The following is a 15,169-nucleotide window of genomic DNA, read 5'->3' as shown; positions in this document are numbered from 1 at the left end:
GATCGGACCGGACACCGGGTGCTCGAGGAGGGCTCATGTCGCGGCTGACGCTCGGCAACGTCGTGAAGGTGATGGCTGTCCTCGCCTTCCTGCCCCTGCTCGCCTACCTGGTGCTCGTCATCGGCGCCGTGCGCAAGAACCTCCGGACGTCTCTCGAGGGGCTGCTCTACGCCGGGGCCTTCTCCGCGGCGGCGTTCGTGCTCGACGCCCCCTGGGGCCTGCGCGTCCTGCTCGCGCTCACCGCGATGGGCGCCTCGGGCGTCCGCTCCTGGCACCTGCGCGACCTGTGGCTGCCGGCGCGTCCCCGGTGGTGGAAGCGCGACGTGCTGGGGACCGCGACCGTCGTCTCGACGACCCGCTCCCCGCACCCGGCTCCTGTCGAGGGGGCGGAGGACCTGCCCTCCGTGGTCGCCCGGGTCCGCGAGCGCGCCGACCGGGACAGGCGGCGACTGCCCGGCGACACGCACCGGACGGTCCTGCGGCTCTGCGACGTGCTGGACGCCGTGATCGCGTCCGAGCAGCGTGAGCCGTCCCGGGACGCGCGGTTCGAGTACGAGCTCGACGCGATGGTGCGGCAGTACCTGCCCTCCGTGCTCACGAGCTACCTCGCGATCCCGCCGAGCAGGGTGCACGAGCGCCAGCCCGACGGGCGCACCCCCGTCGAGGAGCTGACCGAGCAGCTGCGGATCCTCGCGGCCCAGGCCGACACCCTCGACGCGAGCCGGCAGCGTCGCCTGACGGCGGACCTGAGCACGAGCGGCAACTTCCTGCGCGACAAGTACGGGCACCGTCAGCCGGACGCCTTCGACTTCCGTGTCCAGTAGGCCACCGGTCGACCGCGCGACGAGCGGGACGCCGTCGCCGCAGCGGCACGACGTGACCACCTCCCGCGAGGCGTGGGACGACCTGCGCACGCGCCTGCGCGCGACGCGCTGGCCCGCGGCGCCGAGCGGTGCGGGCTGGTCGCTCGGCACCGACCAGGAGTACCTGCGACACCTGGTCGCCTACTGGGCGGACGGCTTCGACTGGCCGGCGCGGGAGGCCGAGCAGGCGCTCGTGCCGCGCTTCCGCGTGCGGGTGCGCGGCGTCGAGGTCAGCTTCGTCCACGTGCGCGCGGTCCGGGCGCCCGGGGCGCCGGCGGCGCTACCGCTCGTGCTCACGCACGGCTGGCCGGACTCGTCGTGGCGGTACTCCAAGGTCGTGGGGCCGCTCACGGACCCCGGCGCCCACGGCGCCGACCCGGACGACGCGTTCGACGTGGTCGTCCCCGACATGCCCGGGTTCGGGCACTCGGTGCTCCCGCCGGACGTCGTCCTCGACTCGGTCGCGGTCGCCGGGGTGTGGGCGGACCTGATGGATGTGCTCGGCTACGACCGGTACGGCGCCGCGGGCGGCGACATCGGCAGCGCCGTGACGCGCTTCCTCGCGCTCGACCACCCCGAGCACCTCGTGGGCGTCCACCGCATGGACGCCGGCCTCCCGGTCCTCACCGGCGACGTCGCCGACCTGTCCCCCGTGGAGCGCGACTGGTTCGCGGACGTGGACCGGTGGCGTGCGGCCGAGGGCGCCTACGGCGCGGTCCACCGCACCAAGCCGCTGACGCAGGCGGTGGGCCTCACCGACTCGCCCGCCGGGCTGGCGGCCTGGGTCGTCGAGAAGCTGCACGCCTGGAGCGACCCGCGCACCGGCATCGAGGCGTTCACCGACGACGAGGTCCTCACGCTGCTCAGCACCCTGTGGTTCACCGGCACCATCGGCTCGTCGATGCGCATGTACCACGCGAACGCCGGAATCCCCCGCGCGCAGCACGCGCGCCGCGTCGAGGTGCCGTCGGGGTTCTCGCTCTTCCCGGGCGACATCCTGCGACCGCCTCGGGAGTGGCTCGACCGCGTCGCGAACGTCGTCTCCGTGACCGAGCCGCCCGCCGGTGGGCACTTCGCCCCGTTCGAGACCCCGGAGCGCTACGCGCAGGAGCTCCGCGACTTCTTCCGACCGCTGCGCGCGGCGACCTGAGCCCGCGTCACCCGCGCGGTCACCCGCGTGCGAGGCGGGACACCCGCAGGTAGTCGAACTGGTTCGTCGCGCCGGCCCCGCCGTGCGACACGAGCCCGACCTGGAGGTCCGAGCCGGCGGGGAACGTCCAGACGCCGCCCGCGACCCACGTGCGACCGTCGGTGCTCGTGAAGGCCTGCACGTCGTGCTCTCCCGTGCGGTCGGTCCGGTGGACGAGCCGCAGCCACGTCGTCTCCGCGGGCGGGCCGACGATCGTCCCGCCGTAGGAGAGGCGTCCGGCGTACGGACGCTCGGTGCCGTACTCGGTCTGGCGCGTGTTCCAGATCGCGACGTGCGAGAGGCGTGCCCAGAGGTCGTCGTCGACGTACACGACCAGCCCGCCCTGCTGGTAGTTCCGGACGGTGTCCGTGCCGAGGTCGGTGGTCAGGCGCGTCTCGGCGACCCAGTCGGTCTCGGGCACGTCGCGCAGGAGCACGCCGGCGTCGTTCGTCGGGCCGACGAGGTCCGCCGCCTCGGTGGGCCAGGTCAGCACCCCGTCCGCGACGGTCACCCGCGGCTCCCGGACCGTGCGCCAGCCGTCGTCGAGGGTCGTCCCGTCGAACTCGTCGCTCAGGCCCGTCAGGAGCACGCCGGGCCGCGGCACAGCGACGGTCCGGGTGGCCGGGCGGGAGGCGGGCAGCGCGCTGAGGTTGTCGACGTGCACCCCTGCACCGGCCGCGACCACTCCGCCGCGAGCGCCTGGCACGGCGTGGTGCCGCACGTCGAGAGCCACCGTCGCGAGCGGGTCGCCCAGCCGTGCGTGCGTGAGCTCGGCGCGCGCGACGCCGCCGCGCACCGTGAGCGCCATCGCGTGCCACGTCGTGAGGTCCGCCGTCTCCGGGACCGGCGCCGACGCGCGGTCCACGGTCCGGCTGCGGTCCGTCCGCGCGACGACGAGCGTGCGCGTCGCCGGGTCGAGCGTCGCGGTGACGGTACCCGTGCGGGCGGTCAGGGCGAGCGACGTCGACGCCGTGACGCCCGCGTCGACGCGGACGTCGGCCTCGACGCGCGCGTCCTTCCCGACCGCGGACCGGGAGACGACCGTCGCGCGGCCGTCCGACCGGAGGTGCCGTCCCGCGTCGGGCTCGTCGGCGTCGGCCCAGGTCCCCGTCGTGGACCATGCGCGCGAGAGGCCGTCGGCGAAGGTCGTGGCCGTGCGGCCGTCGGTGACCGGTGCGCGCTGCTGGTCGTCGGACGCCCACGCGCCGCCGCGCACGGTCGGCCAGCCGTCGACCCAGTCGAGCCGGTCGAGGAGCATCGGCCGCTCGTTGATGCCGTCCGTGCCGTCGAGGAACGGGTCGTCGCGGTCGATCGCGTGGTACGCGAGCCAGTCCTGGCCCGCGAGGTCCGTGACGACCGCGTTGTGACCGGTCCCGACCCACCGGTTCCCGTTCGGCGCGACCACCGGCGTCCCGCCGGCGCGCGACTGCAGGAGCGGCACGCCCTCGCGGTCGACGTACGGGCCCGCCAGGTCGCGCGACCGGCCGACGTGCACGCTGTACCCGGTCGTCGGCCCGGCGCAGCAGTTGGCGGACGACGCGAACAGGTACCACCAGCCGTCGCGCTGGACGACGTACGCGCCCTCGTACTTGTTGTCGATCGCCACCTGCACCGGCTCGCCGGCGGCCCGCGTGCCGTCCGCCGACAGCGGCACCGTCCAGATCCCGCCGTAGTACGAGCCGTAGAAGAGGTGCTCCGTGCCGTCGGGCGCGACGACGTGCGACGGGTCGAAGGTCCACAGGAAGTCGCCCGCTCCCCCGGCGCCGTGCCGCGGCCCGACCACCGGCTCGGCCGTCGGCGTCCAGGGGCCGGTCGGCGTCAGGGCGGTCGCGACACCGATCGCGCTGTCGTTCGGCTCGTCGGTCACGGTCGTCTCGGTCACGACGTAGTACATGCGGTACTGCCCGTCGACGTACCGGACGTCGGGCGCCCAGAGCGCCGCGCCCCGGCTCCTGTCGGCCCACACGGGCAGCGCGTCCTCGCTGAACGCGTCGCCGACGTACTCCCACGACACCAGGTCGGTCGAGCGCGCGGTCGGGATCAGGTGCCGCGTGCCCTCGCCCTCGCGCAGCGGGTCGGTCGTGCCGTACGCGTACCACCAGCCGTCCTTGCCGCGCACCACCGCGGGGTCGGCGAACGTGTCCGCGAAGCCGGCGCTCACGGGGTTCCCGTACCTCGACGCGCTCCATGCCGCACCGTCGTGGTCGGGTGCTGCGCCGGTGCTCGGCGCCGCCGCGGCGGCCAGAGCGAGCGTGAGGGCGAGGGTCACGGTGAGCGAGGCGGAGGGGCGCACAGGGTCCTGCCGATCGTCGTCGATGGGCTGGACATCCGTTCTACCCCGGGGTCGACGACCCGGCGACCGGGAGCGTCGGACCGCGCCCGACCGGGCGCGACGATGCCGGCACCGGCGTCTCGAGATGCGTCGTCGCTGGACGTGGCCGACGGTAGGACCGCGGTGCAGACCCCGCCGCGTCCTCGGGCGCGGCGTGCGCCCGGGGCGTCCACCGACGAGGAGGAACCCATGACTCGCACGGTCTCCGCATTCATGACGCCGCACCCGACGGTCGTCGAGGTCACGGACACGCTGCACGCGGTCGCGCAGACCATGGCCACGCAGGACGTCGGGTCGCTGGTCGTCGCGGAGGACGGCGCCGTCGTCGGCATCGTCACCGACCGCGACCTCGTGGTCCGCGGCCTCGCCCAGGGCATCGGCCTCGACGCGCCCGTCGGCCAGCTCGCGACGGGCGACGTGGTGACCGTCGGACCCGACGACGACGTCGACGAGGTCGTCCGCCTCATGCGCGAGCGGGCCGTCCGGCGCGTGCCCGTGGTCGACGGCGACCAGGCCGTCGGCATCGTCAGCATCGGCGACCTGGCGGTCGACCTCGACCCGGACTCGGCCCTCGCCGACATCTCGGAGGCCCCGCCGAACGACTGACCGGCACCTCGTCGGCCGCGCCGCGCGGCGGGAGGGACCGCGGGTGCACGACTGCCCCGGCCGCTCCCGCCGCGCGCCGTCGGCGCCTACAGCACGAGGCTCAGCAGCAGGACCAGGATCAGCCCGGTCACCGACAGCACGGTCTCCATCAGGGACCACGTCTTGAACGTCTGGCCGACGGTCATGCGGAAGTACTCCTTGACCAGCCAGAAGCCGGCGTCGTTGACGTGGCTGAGGAACACGGACCCGGCCCCGATCGCGAGGACGAGCAGCGCGACGTGCGTGGGCGTGAGGTCGGCGGCGAGCGGCGCGACGATGCCCGCCGCGGTGATCGTCGCGACGGTCGCGGACCCAGTGGCGAGGCGGATCAGCACGGCGACGAGCCAGCCGGCGAGCAGCGGCGAGATGGGCGCGTCGGCGAGCGCGTTCGCGATGACGTCGCCGACACCGGAGTCCACGAGCGTCGCCTTGAACCCGCCGCCCGCGGCGACGATGAGCAGGATCGACGCGATGGGCGCGAACGACTTGTCGACGAGCGTGCTGACCTGCTGGCGGGTGCGGCCGAGCGCGGTGCCGAGCAGCACGAGCGCGACGAGGGACGTGACGAGCAGCGCGACCAGCGGTGTGCCGAGGAACGCGAGCGCACGCCCGGCGCCGCTCTCCTCGGCGCCCGCGGCCTCGACGACGGTGCGCGCGAGCATGAGGACGACGGGCAGCAGCACGACGGTGAGGGCGGTCGCGAACGCGGGGCGGCGGTGCTCGTCGTCGCGCTCGGCCTCGCCGAGGAAGCGTTCGGGTGCCTCGATCGGGACCCACCGGGCCATGGGGCGCGCGAGGAGCGGGCCGCTGATGATCACGGTCGGGACCGCGACGAGCAGACCGAGCCCGAGGGTGAGCCCGAGGTCGGCGCCGAGCGCGTCGATCGCGATGAGCGGACCGGGGTGCGGCGGGACGAGCCCGTGCAGCGCGGACAGGCCCGCGAGCGCGGGGATGCCGACGAGGATCAGCGGCACGCGGGACCGTCGCGCGACGAGCATGACGACGGGGATGAGCAGGACGACGCCGACCTCGAAGAACAGCGGGATGCCGATGACGAACGCGATGAGCGCCATCGCCCACGGCAGCCGACCGGTCGGGGTCCGCGCGAGGATCGTGTCGACGATCTCGTCGGCGCCGCCGCTGTCCACGAGCAGCTTGCCGATGATGGCGCCGAGCGCGATGAGCAGGCCGACCCCGGCGACCGTCTCCCCCACGCCTTTGACGAAGCTCGCGAACGCGTCCGGGTAGGCGATGCCCGCGACGACGGCGAGGACGCCGGAGCCGATGGTGAGCGCCAGGAACGGGTGCAGCTTCGCCCAGACGATGAGCACGACGATGACGGCGATGCCGACGACCGCGGCGACGACGAGCCGGACGTCGCTGACGCCCTCGGGTGCGGCGGTGAGGAGCGCGTGGAGCACGGTGCCTCCCTGGGGTCAGAAGGGTTCGGCCGGGTGGAGCGCGCGCAGCGCGCGTTCGACGACGTCGGCGGGCGGGACGTCCACGACGACCGTGACGCCGTCCTCGGCGTCGGTGAGCGGCTCGAGCGTCGCGAGCTGCGACGGGAGCAGCGAGGTCGGCATGAAGTGGCCGGCGCGGTGGGCCATGCGGTCGGCGATCAGCTCGCCCGGGCCGGAGAGGTGCAGGAAGCGGACCCGCCCCTCGGCGTCCCGCAGGACGTCCCGGTAGGCGACCTTGAGCGCGGAGCAGGTGACGACGGTGTCCTGGCCGGCGCGCGCCCGTGCGGTGAGCCAGTCGCGGATCGCGGCGAGCCAGGGCGCGCGGTCGTCGTCGGTCAGCGGGGTGCCCGCCGCCATCTTGGCGACGTTCTCGGGCGGGTGGAACTCGTCGGCCTCGGCGTAGAGGCGTGCGAGCCGTTCCGCGAGCAGCCGGCCGACGGTCGTCTTGCCCGCCCCGGCGACTCCCATGACGACGACGTGCTCGACCGGCATCGCTGCCCCCTCGCGACGGTCCGGCGCCGCCGCTGCGCTCGACGGCCCGCGTCGAGCCTCGCACGCCGTGCACCTGCTCGCAGCACCGGACGGCCGGGACGCGTGCCCGGCACGCCGGGGTGTGCCACCGTGACGACGTGACCACGTTCCGCACCGTCCTGATCCGCTCCGGCGCGAACAACGTCGGCATCGACGTGCCCGAGGAGCTCGTCCTCGGGCTGGGGGCGGGCAGGCGGCCGCCGGTGGTCGTGACGCTCAACGGCTACACGTACCGCTCGACGGTCGCGCCGATGGGCGGCCGCTTCCTGGTGCCCGTGTCGGCCGCGGTGCGCGCTGCCTCGGGGGTCGCGGGCGACGAGGAGCACGACGTGACGCTCGTGCTGGACGACCAGCCCCGCACGGTCGAGCTGCCGGAGGACCTCGCCGCCGCGCTGGACGCCGCAGGGCTGCGGGCGGCGTTCGACGCGCTGGCGCCGTCGCACCGCAAGGAGCACGTCCGCAGCGTCGTCGACGCGAAGCAGCGAACGACGCGTGAGCGGCGGGTCGCGAAGGTGGTCGACGCGCTGCGCTGACGCCGGACGGGGCCCGTCCAGGCCTGGCCGGCGGACCCGCGCGCCGACGACGTCGCAGGTCGGGGCCCTGGGTGTGGCCGAACGCACACGTCGTCGGCCGGGGCATTCGTCCTGACCCGCCCGTTATGCACGAGACGCGTGTCGGTGGTCGGGCCTACGGTCGTGAAGGACTCGCGAGCCGCCGCTGCGGCCCGCACTCGTGGGGGGACGCCACGACGAGGGGTCTCGTCGTCGTGCCCTCACGCCGGTTGTACCTGCGACACACCCAGGGGATGGACCCATGAAGCTGCACGCCACCCGCACCCGTCTCGTCGTCGGCGCCGCGACGGCCGCGCTCGCCGCGACGGCCTTCCTCGCCGGCTGCTCGGACTCCGGCTCCGACGACGACGCGACGCCGACCGGCACGAGCGCCGAGGTGACCTCGGGCTCGGACGAGGAGGCGTCAGGCAAGGTCGAGGTCATCGACCAGACGCACCTGCTCCTCGCGACCGCGCAGGACACGCTCGAGGCCCGCGGCCTCACGGTCGAGACCGTCGACTCCACCGGTCAGGGCCGCACGGTCGACGACCCGACGCTGTGGGTCGTCGTCGCGCAGGACCCGCTGTCCGGCGAGGTCGACGCCGGCACGGTCGTGACGCTGGACGTGCGCCGCACGGACGACCCGGCGTCCTGACATCCCCTCCCCAGGGCGGCCCCCGCAGCACGCGGTGGGCCGCCCTCGGCGTCTCCGCCCCCGCCGACGCGGGACGCCGCGCGCCTCGTCGTGGCCGGGCGCGGCGATCCCCGTGTGGTGGGATGCCCCGGTGACGACGACGTTCCTGCGCCCGGGCGACCGGGTCCTGCTCACCGGCGACTCCGTGACGGACTGGGGCCGCGACCGCTCCGACCCGGCGAGCCTGGGCCACGGGTACGCGGGGATCGTGGCCGCGCTCGCGGGCGCCCGCCGGCCGGACCTGGCGCTGGAGTTCCTCAACCGTGGCGTCGGCGGCGACACGTCGGCGATGCTGCGGGCGCGCTGGGAGCCCGACGCGCTGGCGCTCGAGCCGCAGGTCGTCTCCGTCCTGGTCGGCATCAACGACACCTGGAGGCGCTACGACTCCGGCGTGCCCACGTCGACCGACGAGTACGAGGACAACCTCGGCGCGATGCTGTCGTCGGCCGCCGACCGGCTCGGCGCGCGGTTCGTGCTCGTCGAGCCGTTCCTCGTCGCCGTGACCCCGGACCAGCACGTGTGGCGCGAGGACCTCGACCCGCGCATCGCGGTCGTGCGGCGCCTGGCCGCGGAGCACCGTGCGGTGCTCGTGCCCGCCGACGGGCTGTTCGCGGCCGCGGCGGTGCGGACGTCGCCGGCGGCGTGGGCGTACGACGGGGTGCACCCGACGCCCGCGGGGTTCGGCCTGCTCGCGGAGGCGTGGCTCGACGCCGTCGGCGTGGGCGCGCGCTGACCAGCGGCGGCGCGCGGTCCGAGGGGTGGAGGGCCTTTGCGCGGGCCTGGGCTTGGAGATAACGTCGGCGCGACTGCGGTCGCCCGTCGGGCGGCCCCGCGCTCGTCGAGGCGCGGGGAGCGGTCCGCGACCGGAGGAGAGCGATGAGCGTGCAGACCCGCACCGCCACCTCCGTCGCCCGCGCGCAGGCCGCGCGCTGCTGTCGCTGTCGGTAGAGCGCTGGCGACCCTCGCGCGCGAGGATCACCTGACCGGGGCGTGCGCCCCGCCCCGCCAGTGCTCGCCCCGCCGCACCACCCCGCCGGCCTCCTGACGCGCCCCGTCCCCGGTCCGGCGGACCCGCACGTTCGTCCCCCACCCCTGCACGCCGCTCCCACCCGGACGGGGCGGCTCGACCGAAGAGGAACCATGGCCCGCATCTACGACGACGCGACCGCGCTGATCGGCAACACCCCGCTGGTCCGCATCAACAAGATCACCGACGGCGCCCCCGCCACGGTCGTCGGCAAGCTCGAGTTCTACAACCCGGCCAACTCGGTCAAGGACCGCATCGGCGTGGCGATCATCGACGCGGCCGAGGCGTCGGGCGACCTCAAGCCGGGCGGCACGATCGTCGAGGCCACGTCCGGCAACACGGGCATCGCGCTCGCGTTCGTCGGTGCGGCACGCGGCTACAAGGTCGTCCTCACGATGCCGGAGACGATGTCGAAGGAGCGGCGGGCGCTGCTGCGGGCGTTCGGCGCGGAGCTCATCCTCACGCCGGGCTCGGAGGGCATGAAGGGCGCGGTCAACAAGGCCGACGAGGTCGTCAAGGAGCGCGAGGGTGCCATCCTGGCGCGGCAGTTCGCCAACGAGGCCAACCCGGCGATCCACCGCCGCACGACGGCCGAGGAGATCTGGGCGGACACGGACGGCGAGATCGACATCCTCGTCGCGGGCATCGGCACGGGCGGCACGATCACGGGCGTCGGCCAGGTGCTCAAGGAGCGCAAGCCGGGCGTGCAGATCGTCGGCGTCGAGCCGGCCGAGTCGCCGATCCTCAACGGCGGTGCCCCCGGCCCGCACAAGATCCAGGGCATCGGCGCGAACTTCGTGCCGGAGATCCTCGACACGTCGGTCTACGACGAGATCATCGACGTCGACGCCGAGACGGCCGTCGCGGTCGCGCGCCGCGCCGCCGCCGAGGAGGGCCTGCTGGTCGGCATCTCGTCGGGTGCCGCGCTGCACGCCGCGAAGCTCCTCGCGCAGCGTCCCGAGAACGCGGGCAAGCTGATCGTCGCGATCATCCCGTCGTTCGGCGAGCGCTACCTGTCGACGATCCTCTACGCCGACCTGCTCGACTGAGCCTGCGCCCCGCCCCTCCCCTCGCTCAGACCGGAAGGCTCATGACCGCACCCCTGCGCCTGCTGGACCTCCTGAAGGAGGACCTCGACGCCGCACGTCACCGCGACCCCGCGGCACGCTCGGCGCTCGAGGTCGCCCTCGGCTACCCCGGCGTGCACGCGGTGTGGGTCTACCGGGTGGCGCACCGGATGTGGCGGGAGCCCGGTCTCCGGCTGCCCGCGCGACTGCTGTCGCAGCTCGCGCGGGCAGCGACCGGGATCGAGATCCACCCCGGCGCCCGGCTCGGGCGGCGGCTGTTCATCGACCACGGCATGGGCGTGGTCGTCGGCGAGACCGCCGAGGTCGGCGACGACGTGGTGCTGTTCCACGGGTCGACGCTCGGCGGCAAGTCCATGCGGCGCGGCAAGCGCCACCCCACGCTCGGCGACGGCGTCGTCGTCGGTGCGGGCGCCAAGATCCTCGGGCCGGTGTGGGTCGGGAACGGCGCCCAGGTCGGGGCCAACGCGGTCGTGATCCACGACGTCCCGGCCGATGCGATCGCGGTCGGCGTACCCGCGCAGATCCGGCTGCGGCCGAAGACGGCGCCGTTCGACGTCGAGGTCGACGACCCCGCGATCTACATCTGACGCGACCGCGTCACCGCCGGGTCGGCGAGCCCTGCCGGCACGGTCGTCGGTCCGCTCCCCGGTGTCGCCGGGGTCCGGCGCAGGGACCGACGCGCCACACCTCGTTCTTGTTCTAGTTGTGTGCGAACAACTAGAGTTGAACCATGCTCTTGCGCGTCGACCCCTCCTCCTCCGAGCCGCTGTTCCAGCAGCTCGCGGACCAGGTCCGCCGTGCCGTCGCCCGCGGCGAGCTCACCGCGGGGGCACGCCTCCCCGCCGCCCGGGAGCTCTCGACCTCGCTCGACATCAACCTGCACACCGTGCTGCGTGCCTACCAGGAGCTCCGCGACGAGGGCGTCATCGAGCTCCGCCGCGGGCGCGGTGCCGTCGTCGCCCGCACCGACGACCTCGCCGCGCTGCACGAGGCCGTCGAGCGCCTGGTCCAGACCGCCCGCCGGCTCGACGTCCCGCCCGCGACCACGCTCGCCCTGCTCAAGGAGGCCCTCCGGTGACCGCCGACCGCCGCCCGACCATCCCCCACCGCCGAGCGACCACCCTGGTCACGCTCGTCGCACCCGTCGCGCTCACCGCCGTCGCGGTGCTCGTGGCGCTGACGTGGGCGGACGAGCTGCCCGACCCGGTCGCGACGCACTGGGGCCCCGGCGGCACGCCCGACGACTTCTCGTCCCTCGCGGCTGCGCTGCTGCTGCTCGCCCTCACGTCGGTCCTGCTGTCGCTGTCGTGCTGGGTGCTCGCCCTGCGGCTCGGCGCCGAGGCGACCACGCGCCGCATCGCCGCCGGGACGTCCGTCGGCATCGCCGCGCTGCTCGCGGTCCTCGTCGTGGGCTCGCTCGCGCTGCAGCGCGGACTCGACGACGCGCGCGACACCGGTCCGATCACGGGTGTCGTCGTCGCCGCGTTCGCGACGGGCCTCGTGCTCGGCGTCGTCGCCGCCCTCCTGGTGCCCGGGGACCCCGACGTCACCACGACCGACGCCCCGCCCGCCGACGCAGCACGGCTGCCCCTCGCGCCCGGCGAGCGCGCCGCGTGGACCGCGAGCGTGTGGTCACCCGCGGCGATCGGCGTCGCGCTCCCCGTGATCGCGCTCCAGGTCGTGCTGTCGATCGTGCTCGACACCTGGCTCCTCCTCGCGATCGCCGCCGTCCTCGCCGCGCTGCTCGCGACGATGCTCGTCCTGCGCGTCACGGTCAGCGCCGCCGGGCTGGTCGCACGCTCGCCGCTCGGCTGGCCGCGCGTGCACGTCCCGCTCGAGCAGGTCGTCGCCGCGCACGCGGAGACGATCAGCCCGCTGCGGGACTTCGGCGGGTGGGGATACCGCGTGGCGCTCGACGGTCGGGCCGGGTTCGTCCTGCGCGCGGGCGACGCACTCGTCGTCGAGCGGACCGCCGGGCGCACCACGGTCGTCACGGTCGACGACGCCGCGACGGCCGCCGCCCTGCTCAACACGCTCGCCGAGCGCTCCCGGGTCTCCTGACGGGTCGGCCGGAGCCGGGGCAGCCGCGCGAGGCGACCGACCGGTAACCTGACCGCCGCGCGTCACCGCCGACGCGCCGGTCGAGCGGAGGGTGGACGGATGCGCCTCGGGTACTACGTCGGGTACTGGTCGGCCGGCCCGCCGCCGGGCGCGCAGGAGGCCGTGCTCGCCGCGGAACGGCTCGGCTTCGACTCGGTCTGGACGGCCGAGGCGTACGGGTCCGACGCGCTGACCCCGCTCGCGTGGTGGGGCGCCCGCACGTCGCGGATCCGCCTCGGCACCGCGATCGCGCAGCTGTCCGCACGGACCCCGACCGCCGCGGCGATGGCCGCGCTCACGCTCGACCACCTGTCCGGCGGGCGCTTCGTGCTCGGGCTCGGCGCGAGCGGGCCGCAGGTGGTCGAGGGCTGGTACGGCCAGCCGTACCCGCGGCCGCTCGCCCGCACCCGCGAGTACGTCGACGTCGTCCGCCAGGTGCTCGCCCGCGAGGCGCCCGTGACCTACGACGGCGACTTCTTCCGCCTGCCGATCCCCGCGGACCAGGGCACGGGCCTCGGCAAGCCGCTGCGCTCGACCGTGCACCCGCTGCGCGCCGACCTGCCCATCCACCTGGCCGCGGAGGGACCGCGCAACACCGCGCTCACGGCCGAGATCGCCGACGGCTGGCTGCCGATGTTCTACTCGCCGCGCATGGACGCCGAGCACCGTGCGCTGCTCGCCGAGGGGTTCGCGAAGCGGTCCGGCGCGCTCCGGCCGGTCGAGGAGTTCGAGGTCACGGCCGCGGTACCCGTCGTCCTGGCCGACGACGTCGAGCAGGCCGCCGACACGATCCGTCCCCACGTCGCGCTCTACGCGGGCGGGATGGGCGCGAAGGGTGCGAACTTCCACCGCAACGTGCTCGACCGGCTGGGCTACGCCGAGGCGTGCGACGAGATCCAGGCGCACTACCTCGCGGGCGACAGGGCGCGGGCCGTCGCCGCCGTCCCGACCGAGCTCGTGCGCGAGATCGCGCTCGTCGGGACCCCGGACGACATCCGTGCGCAGCTCCCGGCGTGGCAGCGCACCGCGATCACGACGATGCTCGTCCAGACCGACCCGCGCGCGCTGCCCGCGGTCGCCGCGCTGCTGGCGGGCGCGGTCGACGCACCCGCGGACGCCGTCTGACGTGGACCGGCACGCGGAGGCCCGCTGACGTGGACGACGACTACGTCGAGGCCGTGCTCGACCTCGTCGCGACGATCCCGTCGGGTCGCGTCATGACCTACGGGACGGTCGCCGAGGTGGTGAGCGAGCAGGCCGTGCGCGAGGGTGGGCGACCCCGCGGCGGACCGCGTCAGGTCGGTCAGGTGATGAGCCGCGCCGGGTCGGGAGTGCCGTGGTGGCGCGTCGTCAACGCGCAGGGCGCGCCGCCCGCACGGCACCGCGTGCGCGCGATGGAGCAGCTCGTCGCCGAGGGGACGCCCCGGACCGCCGACGGCTCGCGCGTCGCGCTCCGGCGGGCGATCTGGTTCCCCGCCGACTGACCGTCGCCGGCTCGGACGCCTGACCGCCGTCTCGCTGACGCCCGCGAGGGTGCCGGGCAGGGGTCCAAGCCCCGATCCCCGTGTGAGCGGCTCCGTCTGCCGGGGCTCCGGCTCAGTCGCGTCGGACCAGCACGAGGGCGCGGTCGTCCGAGTCGTCGGCGCGCACCGCCGCGAGCACGGCCGCGGCACCGCCGGCGCGCGGGGCGAGCACGCGGTCGGCCGCGCCCATCAGCCGGTCGAGGCCGCGGTCCAGCGACGTGCCGGGCGTGTCCACCAGCCCGTCGGTGTAGAGCAGCAGCACGTCGCCGGGCTCGAGGCGCCCGTACCGGGGCCGGTACGGCAGGTCGTCGACGACCCCGAGCGCAGGGCTGCCGACGGTGTCGACCACGTCGAGCCGGCCCGCGCCCGCGTGCAGGTGCAGCGGCGGCGGGTGCCCGGCCGACGCGACCGTGTAGTCGCCCGAGGAGAGGTCGACGGCGACGTGCACGGCCGTCGCGAAACCCTCCTCCCAGTCCTGGTCGAGCACGTACGCGTTGGCCGCCTGCAGGAACGACTCGGTCGGCAGCGCACCGAGCAGCCCGCCGAACGCGCCGGACAGCTGCAGCGACCGGACGCCCGCGTCGAGCCCCTTGCCCGAGACGTCGACGAGCACGACCTCGAGCACCGCCCCGCGGCGTAGCCGCGCGACCATGAAGTCGCCCGAGAACGCGTCGGCGTGCGCGGACCGGATCTCGGTGTCGACCGACCAGCCCGCCGGCAGCGCGGGCACGCGGCCGTGCGCGGACAACCGGTCCCGCAGGTCGACGAGCATGTGCCCGCCGGGCGCGCCGCGCAGTCCCAGCCGGTCGCGCTCGTTCGCGAACACGAGCGCGACGACCGTCGCGACGCCGATGAGGACCACCACCCCGGGCACCATCGCCGGGACGTCGGCCAGCATGAGGACGAGCGCCTCGACGAGGACCACGACGCAGAGCGCCGCGAGCGGGTGCAGGCGCAGCAGCACGACGCCCGCGAGGAGCAGCAGCAGGAGCGTCGACGGGGGCACCCACCGCGACTGCAGGACGATCCCGGCGACGACCGCGCCCGACAGCAGGATCAGCAGCCCCGCCAGACCTCGCTGCGAGCGCAGGACGCGCCGCCGCACGGCGAGCACGATCCGCGTGAGGGGTCCCGGGCCGACCACCGCGCCCGTCGTCATCGCTCGA

At 75.0% G+C, this 15,169-nt stretch carries 16 protein-coding genes; 12 read left to right on the top strand and 4 right to left on the bottom strand.

The genetic code is table 11. The features are described from left to right. Positions 1–35 precede the first annotated feature (35 nt). Positions 36–824: a hypothetical protein gene (locus tag GXP71_RS03950; RefSeq protein ID WP_162351593.1), complete on the top strand. Its 789-nt coding sequence runs from the start codon at positions 36–38 to the stop codon at positions 822–824. A 52-nt stretch (positions 825–876) separates the two neighbouring features. Next, a complete protein-coding gene (locus GXP71_RS03945; RefSeq protein WP_162351592.1) occupies positions 877–2,013 on the top strand; it encodes an epoxide hydrolase family protein in 1,137 nt (378 codons plus the stop codon). A 19-nt stretch (positions 2,014–2,032) separates the two neighbouring features. On the opposite strand, the gene GXP71_RS03940 is transcribed toward GXP71_RS03945, so the two are convergent. Continuing rightward, a complete protein-coding gene (locus tag GXP71_RS03940; RefSeq protein ID WP_162351591.1) occupies positions 2,033–4,345 on the bottom strand; it encodes a family 43 glycosylhydrolase in 2,313 nt (770 codons plus the stop codon). A 228-nt stretch (positions 4,346–4,573) separates the two neighbouring features. Between GXP71_RS03940 and GXP71_RS03935 the strand changes: the two genes are divergently transcribed. Continuing rightward, complete coding sequence (locus tag GXP71_RS03935) at positions 4,574–4,990, top strand: CBS domain-containing protein (RefSeq protein ID WP_124341616.1); 417 nt, start codon at positions 4,574–4,576, stop codon at positions 4,988–4,990. Between the two features lie 86 nt (positions 4,991–5,076). Here GXP71_RS03935 and GXP71_RS03930 read toward each other — a convergent pair whose 3' ends face one another. Together GXP71_RS03930 and GXP71_RS03925 are read right to left on the bottom strand one after the other, a co-directional pair. Continuing rightward, complete coding sequence (locus GXP71_RS03930) at positions 5,077–6,450, bottom strand: gluconate:H+ symporter (protein WP_162351590.1); 1,374 nt, start codon at positions 6,448–6,450, stop codon at positions 5,077–5,079. Between the two features lie 15 nt (positions 6,451–6,465). After that, the gene (locus GXP71_RS03925; protein WP_202924328.1) at positions 6,466–6,981 is read right to left on the bottom strand and encodes a gluconokinase; all 516 of its coding nucleotides are present in this window, start codon (positions 6,979–6,981) and stop codon (positions 6,466–6,468) included. A 137-nt stretch (positions 6,982–7,118) separates the two neighbouring features. Here GXP71_RS03925 and GXP71_RS03920 point away from each other — a divergent pair, with 137 nt between their 5' ends. From GXP71_RS03920 to GXP71_RS03880, 9 genes are all read left to right on the top strand, one after another. Further along, a complete protein-coding gene (locus tag GXP71_RS03920) occupies positions 7,119–7,553 on the top strand; it encodes a YdeI/OmpD-associated family protein (protein WP_162351589.1) in 435 nt (144 codons plus the stop codon). Positions 7,554–7,833: 280 nt separating this feature from the next. Continuing rightward, positions 7,834–8,226 (top strand): hypothetical protein, encoded by a 393-nt coding sequence (locus tag GXP71_RS03915; protein ID WP_162351588.1) that lies wholly within the window; start codon positions 7,834–7,836, stop codon positions 8,224–8,226. A gap of 130 nt (positions 8,227–8,356) precedes the next feature. Beyond that, positions 8,357–8,998, top strand: a complete 642-nt coding sequence (locus GXP71_RS03910) for an SGNH/GDSL hydrolase family protein (protein ID WP_162351587.1) — start codon at positions 8,357–8,359, stop codon at positions 8,996–8,998. A gap of 407 nt (positions 8,999–9,405) precedes the next feature. Continuing rightward, positions 9,406–10,341, top strand: coding sequence for a cysteine synthase A (gene cysK / locus GXP71_RS03905; RefSeq protein ID WP_162351586.1), 936 nt, complete (start codon positions 9,406–9,408; stop codon positions 10,339–10,341). 41 nt (positions 10,342–10,382) lie between these two features. Next, positions 10,383–10,967, top strand: coding sequence for a serine O-acetyltransferase EpsC (gene epsC, locus GXP71_RS03900; protein WP_162351585.1), 585 nt, complete (start codon positions 10,383–10,385; stop codon positions 10,965–10,967). 143 nt (positions 10,968–11,110) lie between these two features. Beyond that, positions 11,111–11,458: a GntR family transcriptional regulator gene (locus GXP71_RS03895; RefSeq protein ID WP_162351584.1), complete on the top strand. Its 348-nt coding sequence runs from the start codon at positions 11,111–11,113 to the stop codon at positions 11,456–11,458. Next, the gene (locus GXP71_RS03890) at positions 11,455–12,441 is read left to right on the top strand and encodes a DUF1648 domain-containing protein (protein ID WP_162351583.1); all 987 of its coding nucleotides are present in this window, start codon (positions 11,455–11,457) and stop codon (positions 12,439–12,441) included. The genes GXP71_RS03895 and GXP71_RS03890 overlap by 4 nt, the downstream gene beginning before the upstream one ends. A gap of 99 nt (positions 12,442–12,540) precedes the next feature. After that, positions 12,541–13,605, top strand: coding sequence for an LLM class F420-dependent oxidoreductase (locus GXP71_RS03885; RefSeq protein ID WP_162351582.1), 1,065 nt, complete (start codon positions 12,541–12,543; stop codon positions 13,603–13,605). 29 nt (positions 13,606–13,634) lie between these two features. After that, a complete protein-coding gene (locus GXP71_RS03880; protein WP_124343231.1) occupies positions 13,635–13,964 on the top strand; it encodes an MGMT family protein in 330 nt (109 codons plus the stop codon). A gap of 112 nt (positions 13,965–14,076) precedes the next feature. On the opposite strand, the gene GXP71_RS03875 is transcribed toward GXP71_RS03880, so the two are convergent. Further along, a complete protein-coding gene (locus GXP71_RS03875; RefSeq protein WP_124343230.1) occupies positions 14,077–15,162 on the bottom strand; it encodes a PP2C family protein-serine/threonine phosphatase in 1,086 nt (361 codons plus the stop codon). Between the last annotated feature and the right edge of the window lie 7 nt (positions 15,163–15,169).

This window comes from Cellulomonas sp. H30R-01 (assembly GCF_010119915.1).
Lineage (GTDB): Bacteria > Actinomycetota > Actinomycetes > Actinomycetales > Cellulomonadaceae > Cellulomonas > Cellulomonas algicola.
This window is presented reverse-complemented; position numbering and strand designations above follow the sequence as displayed.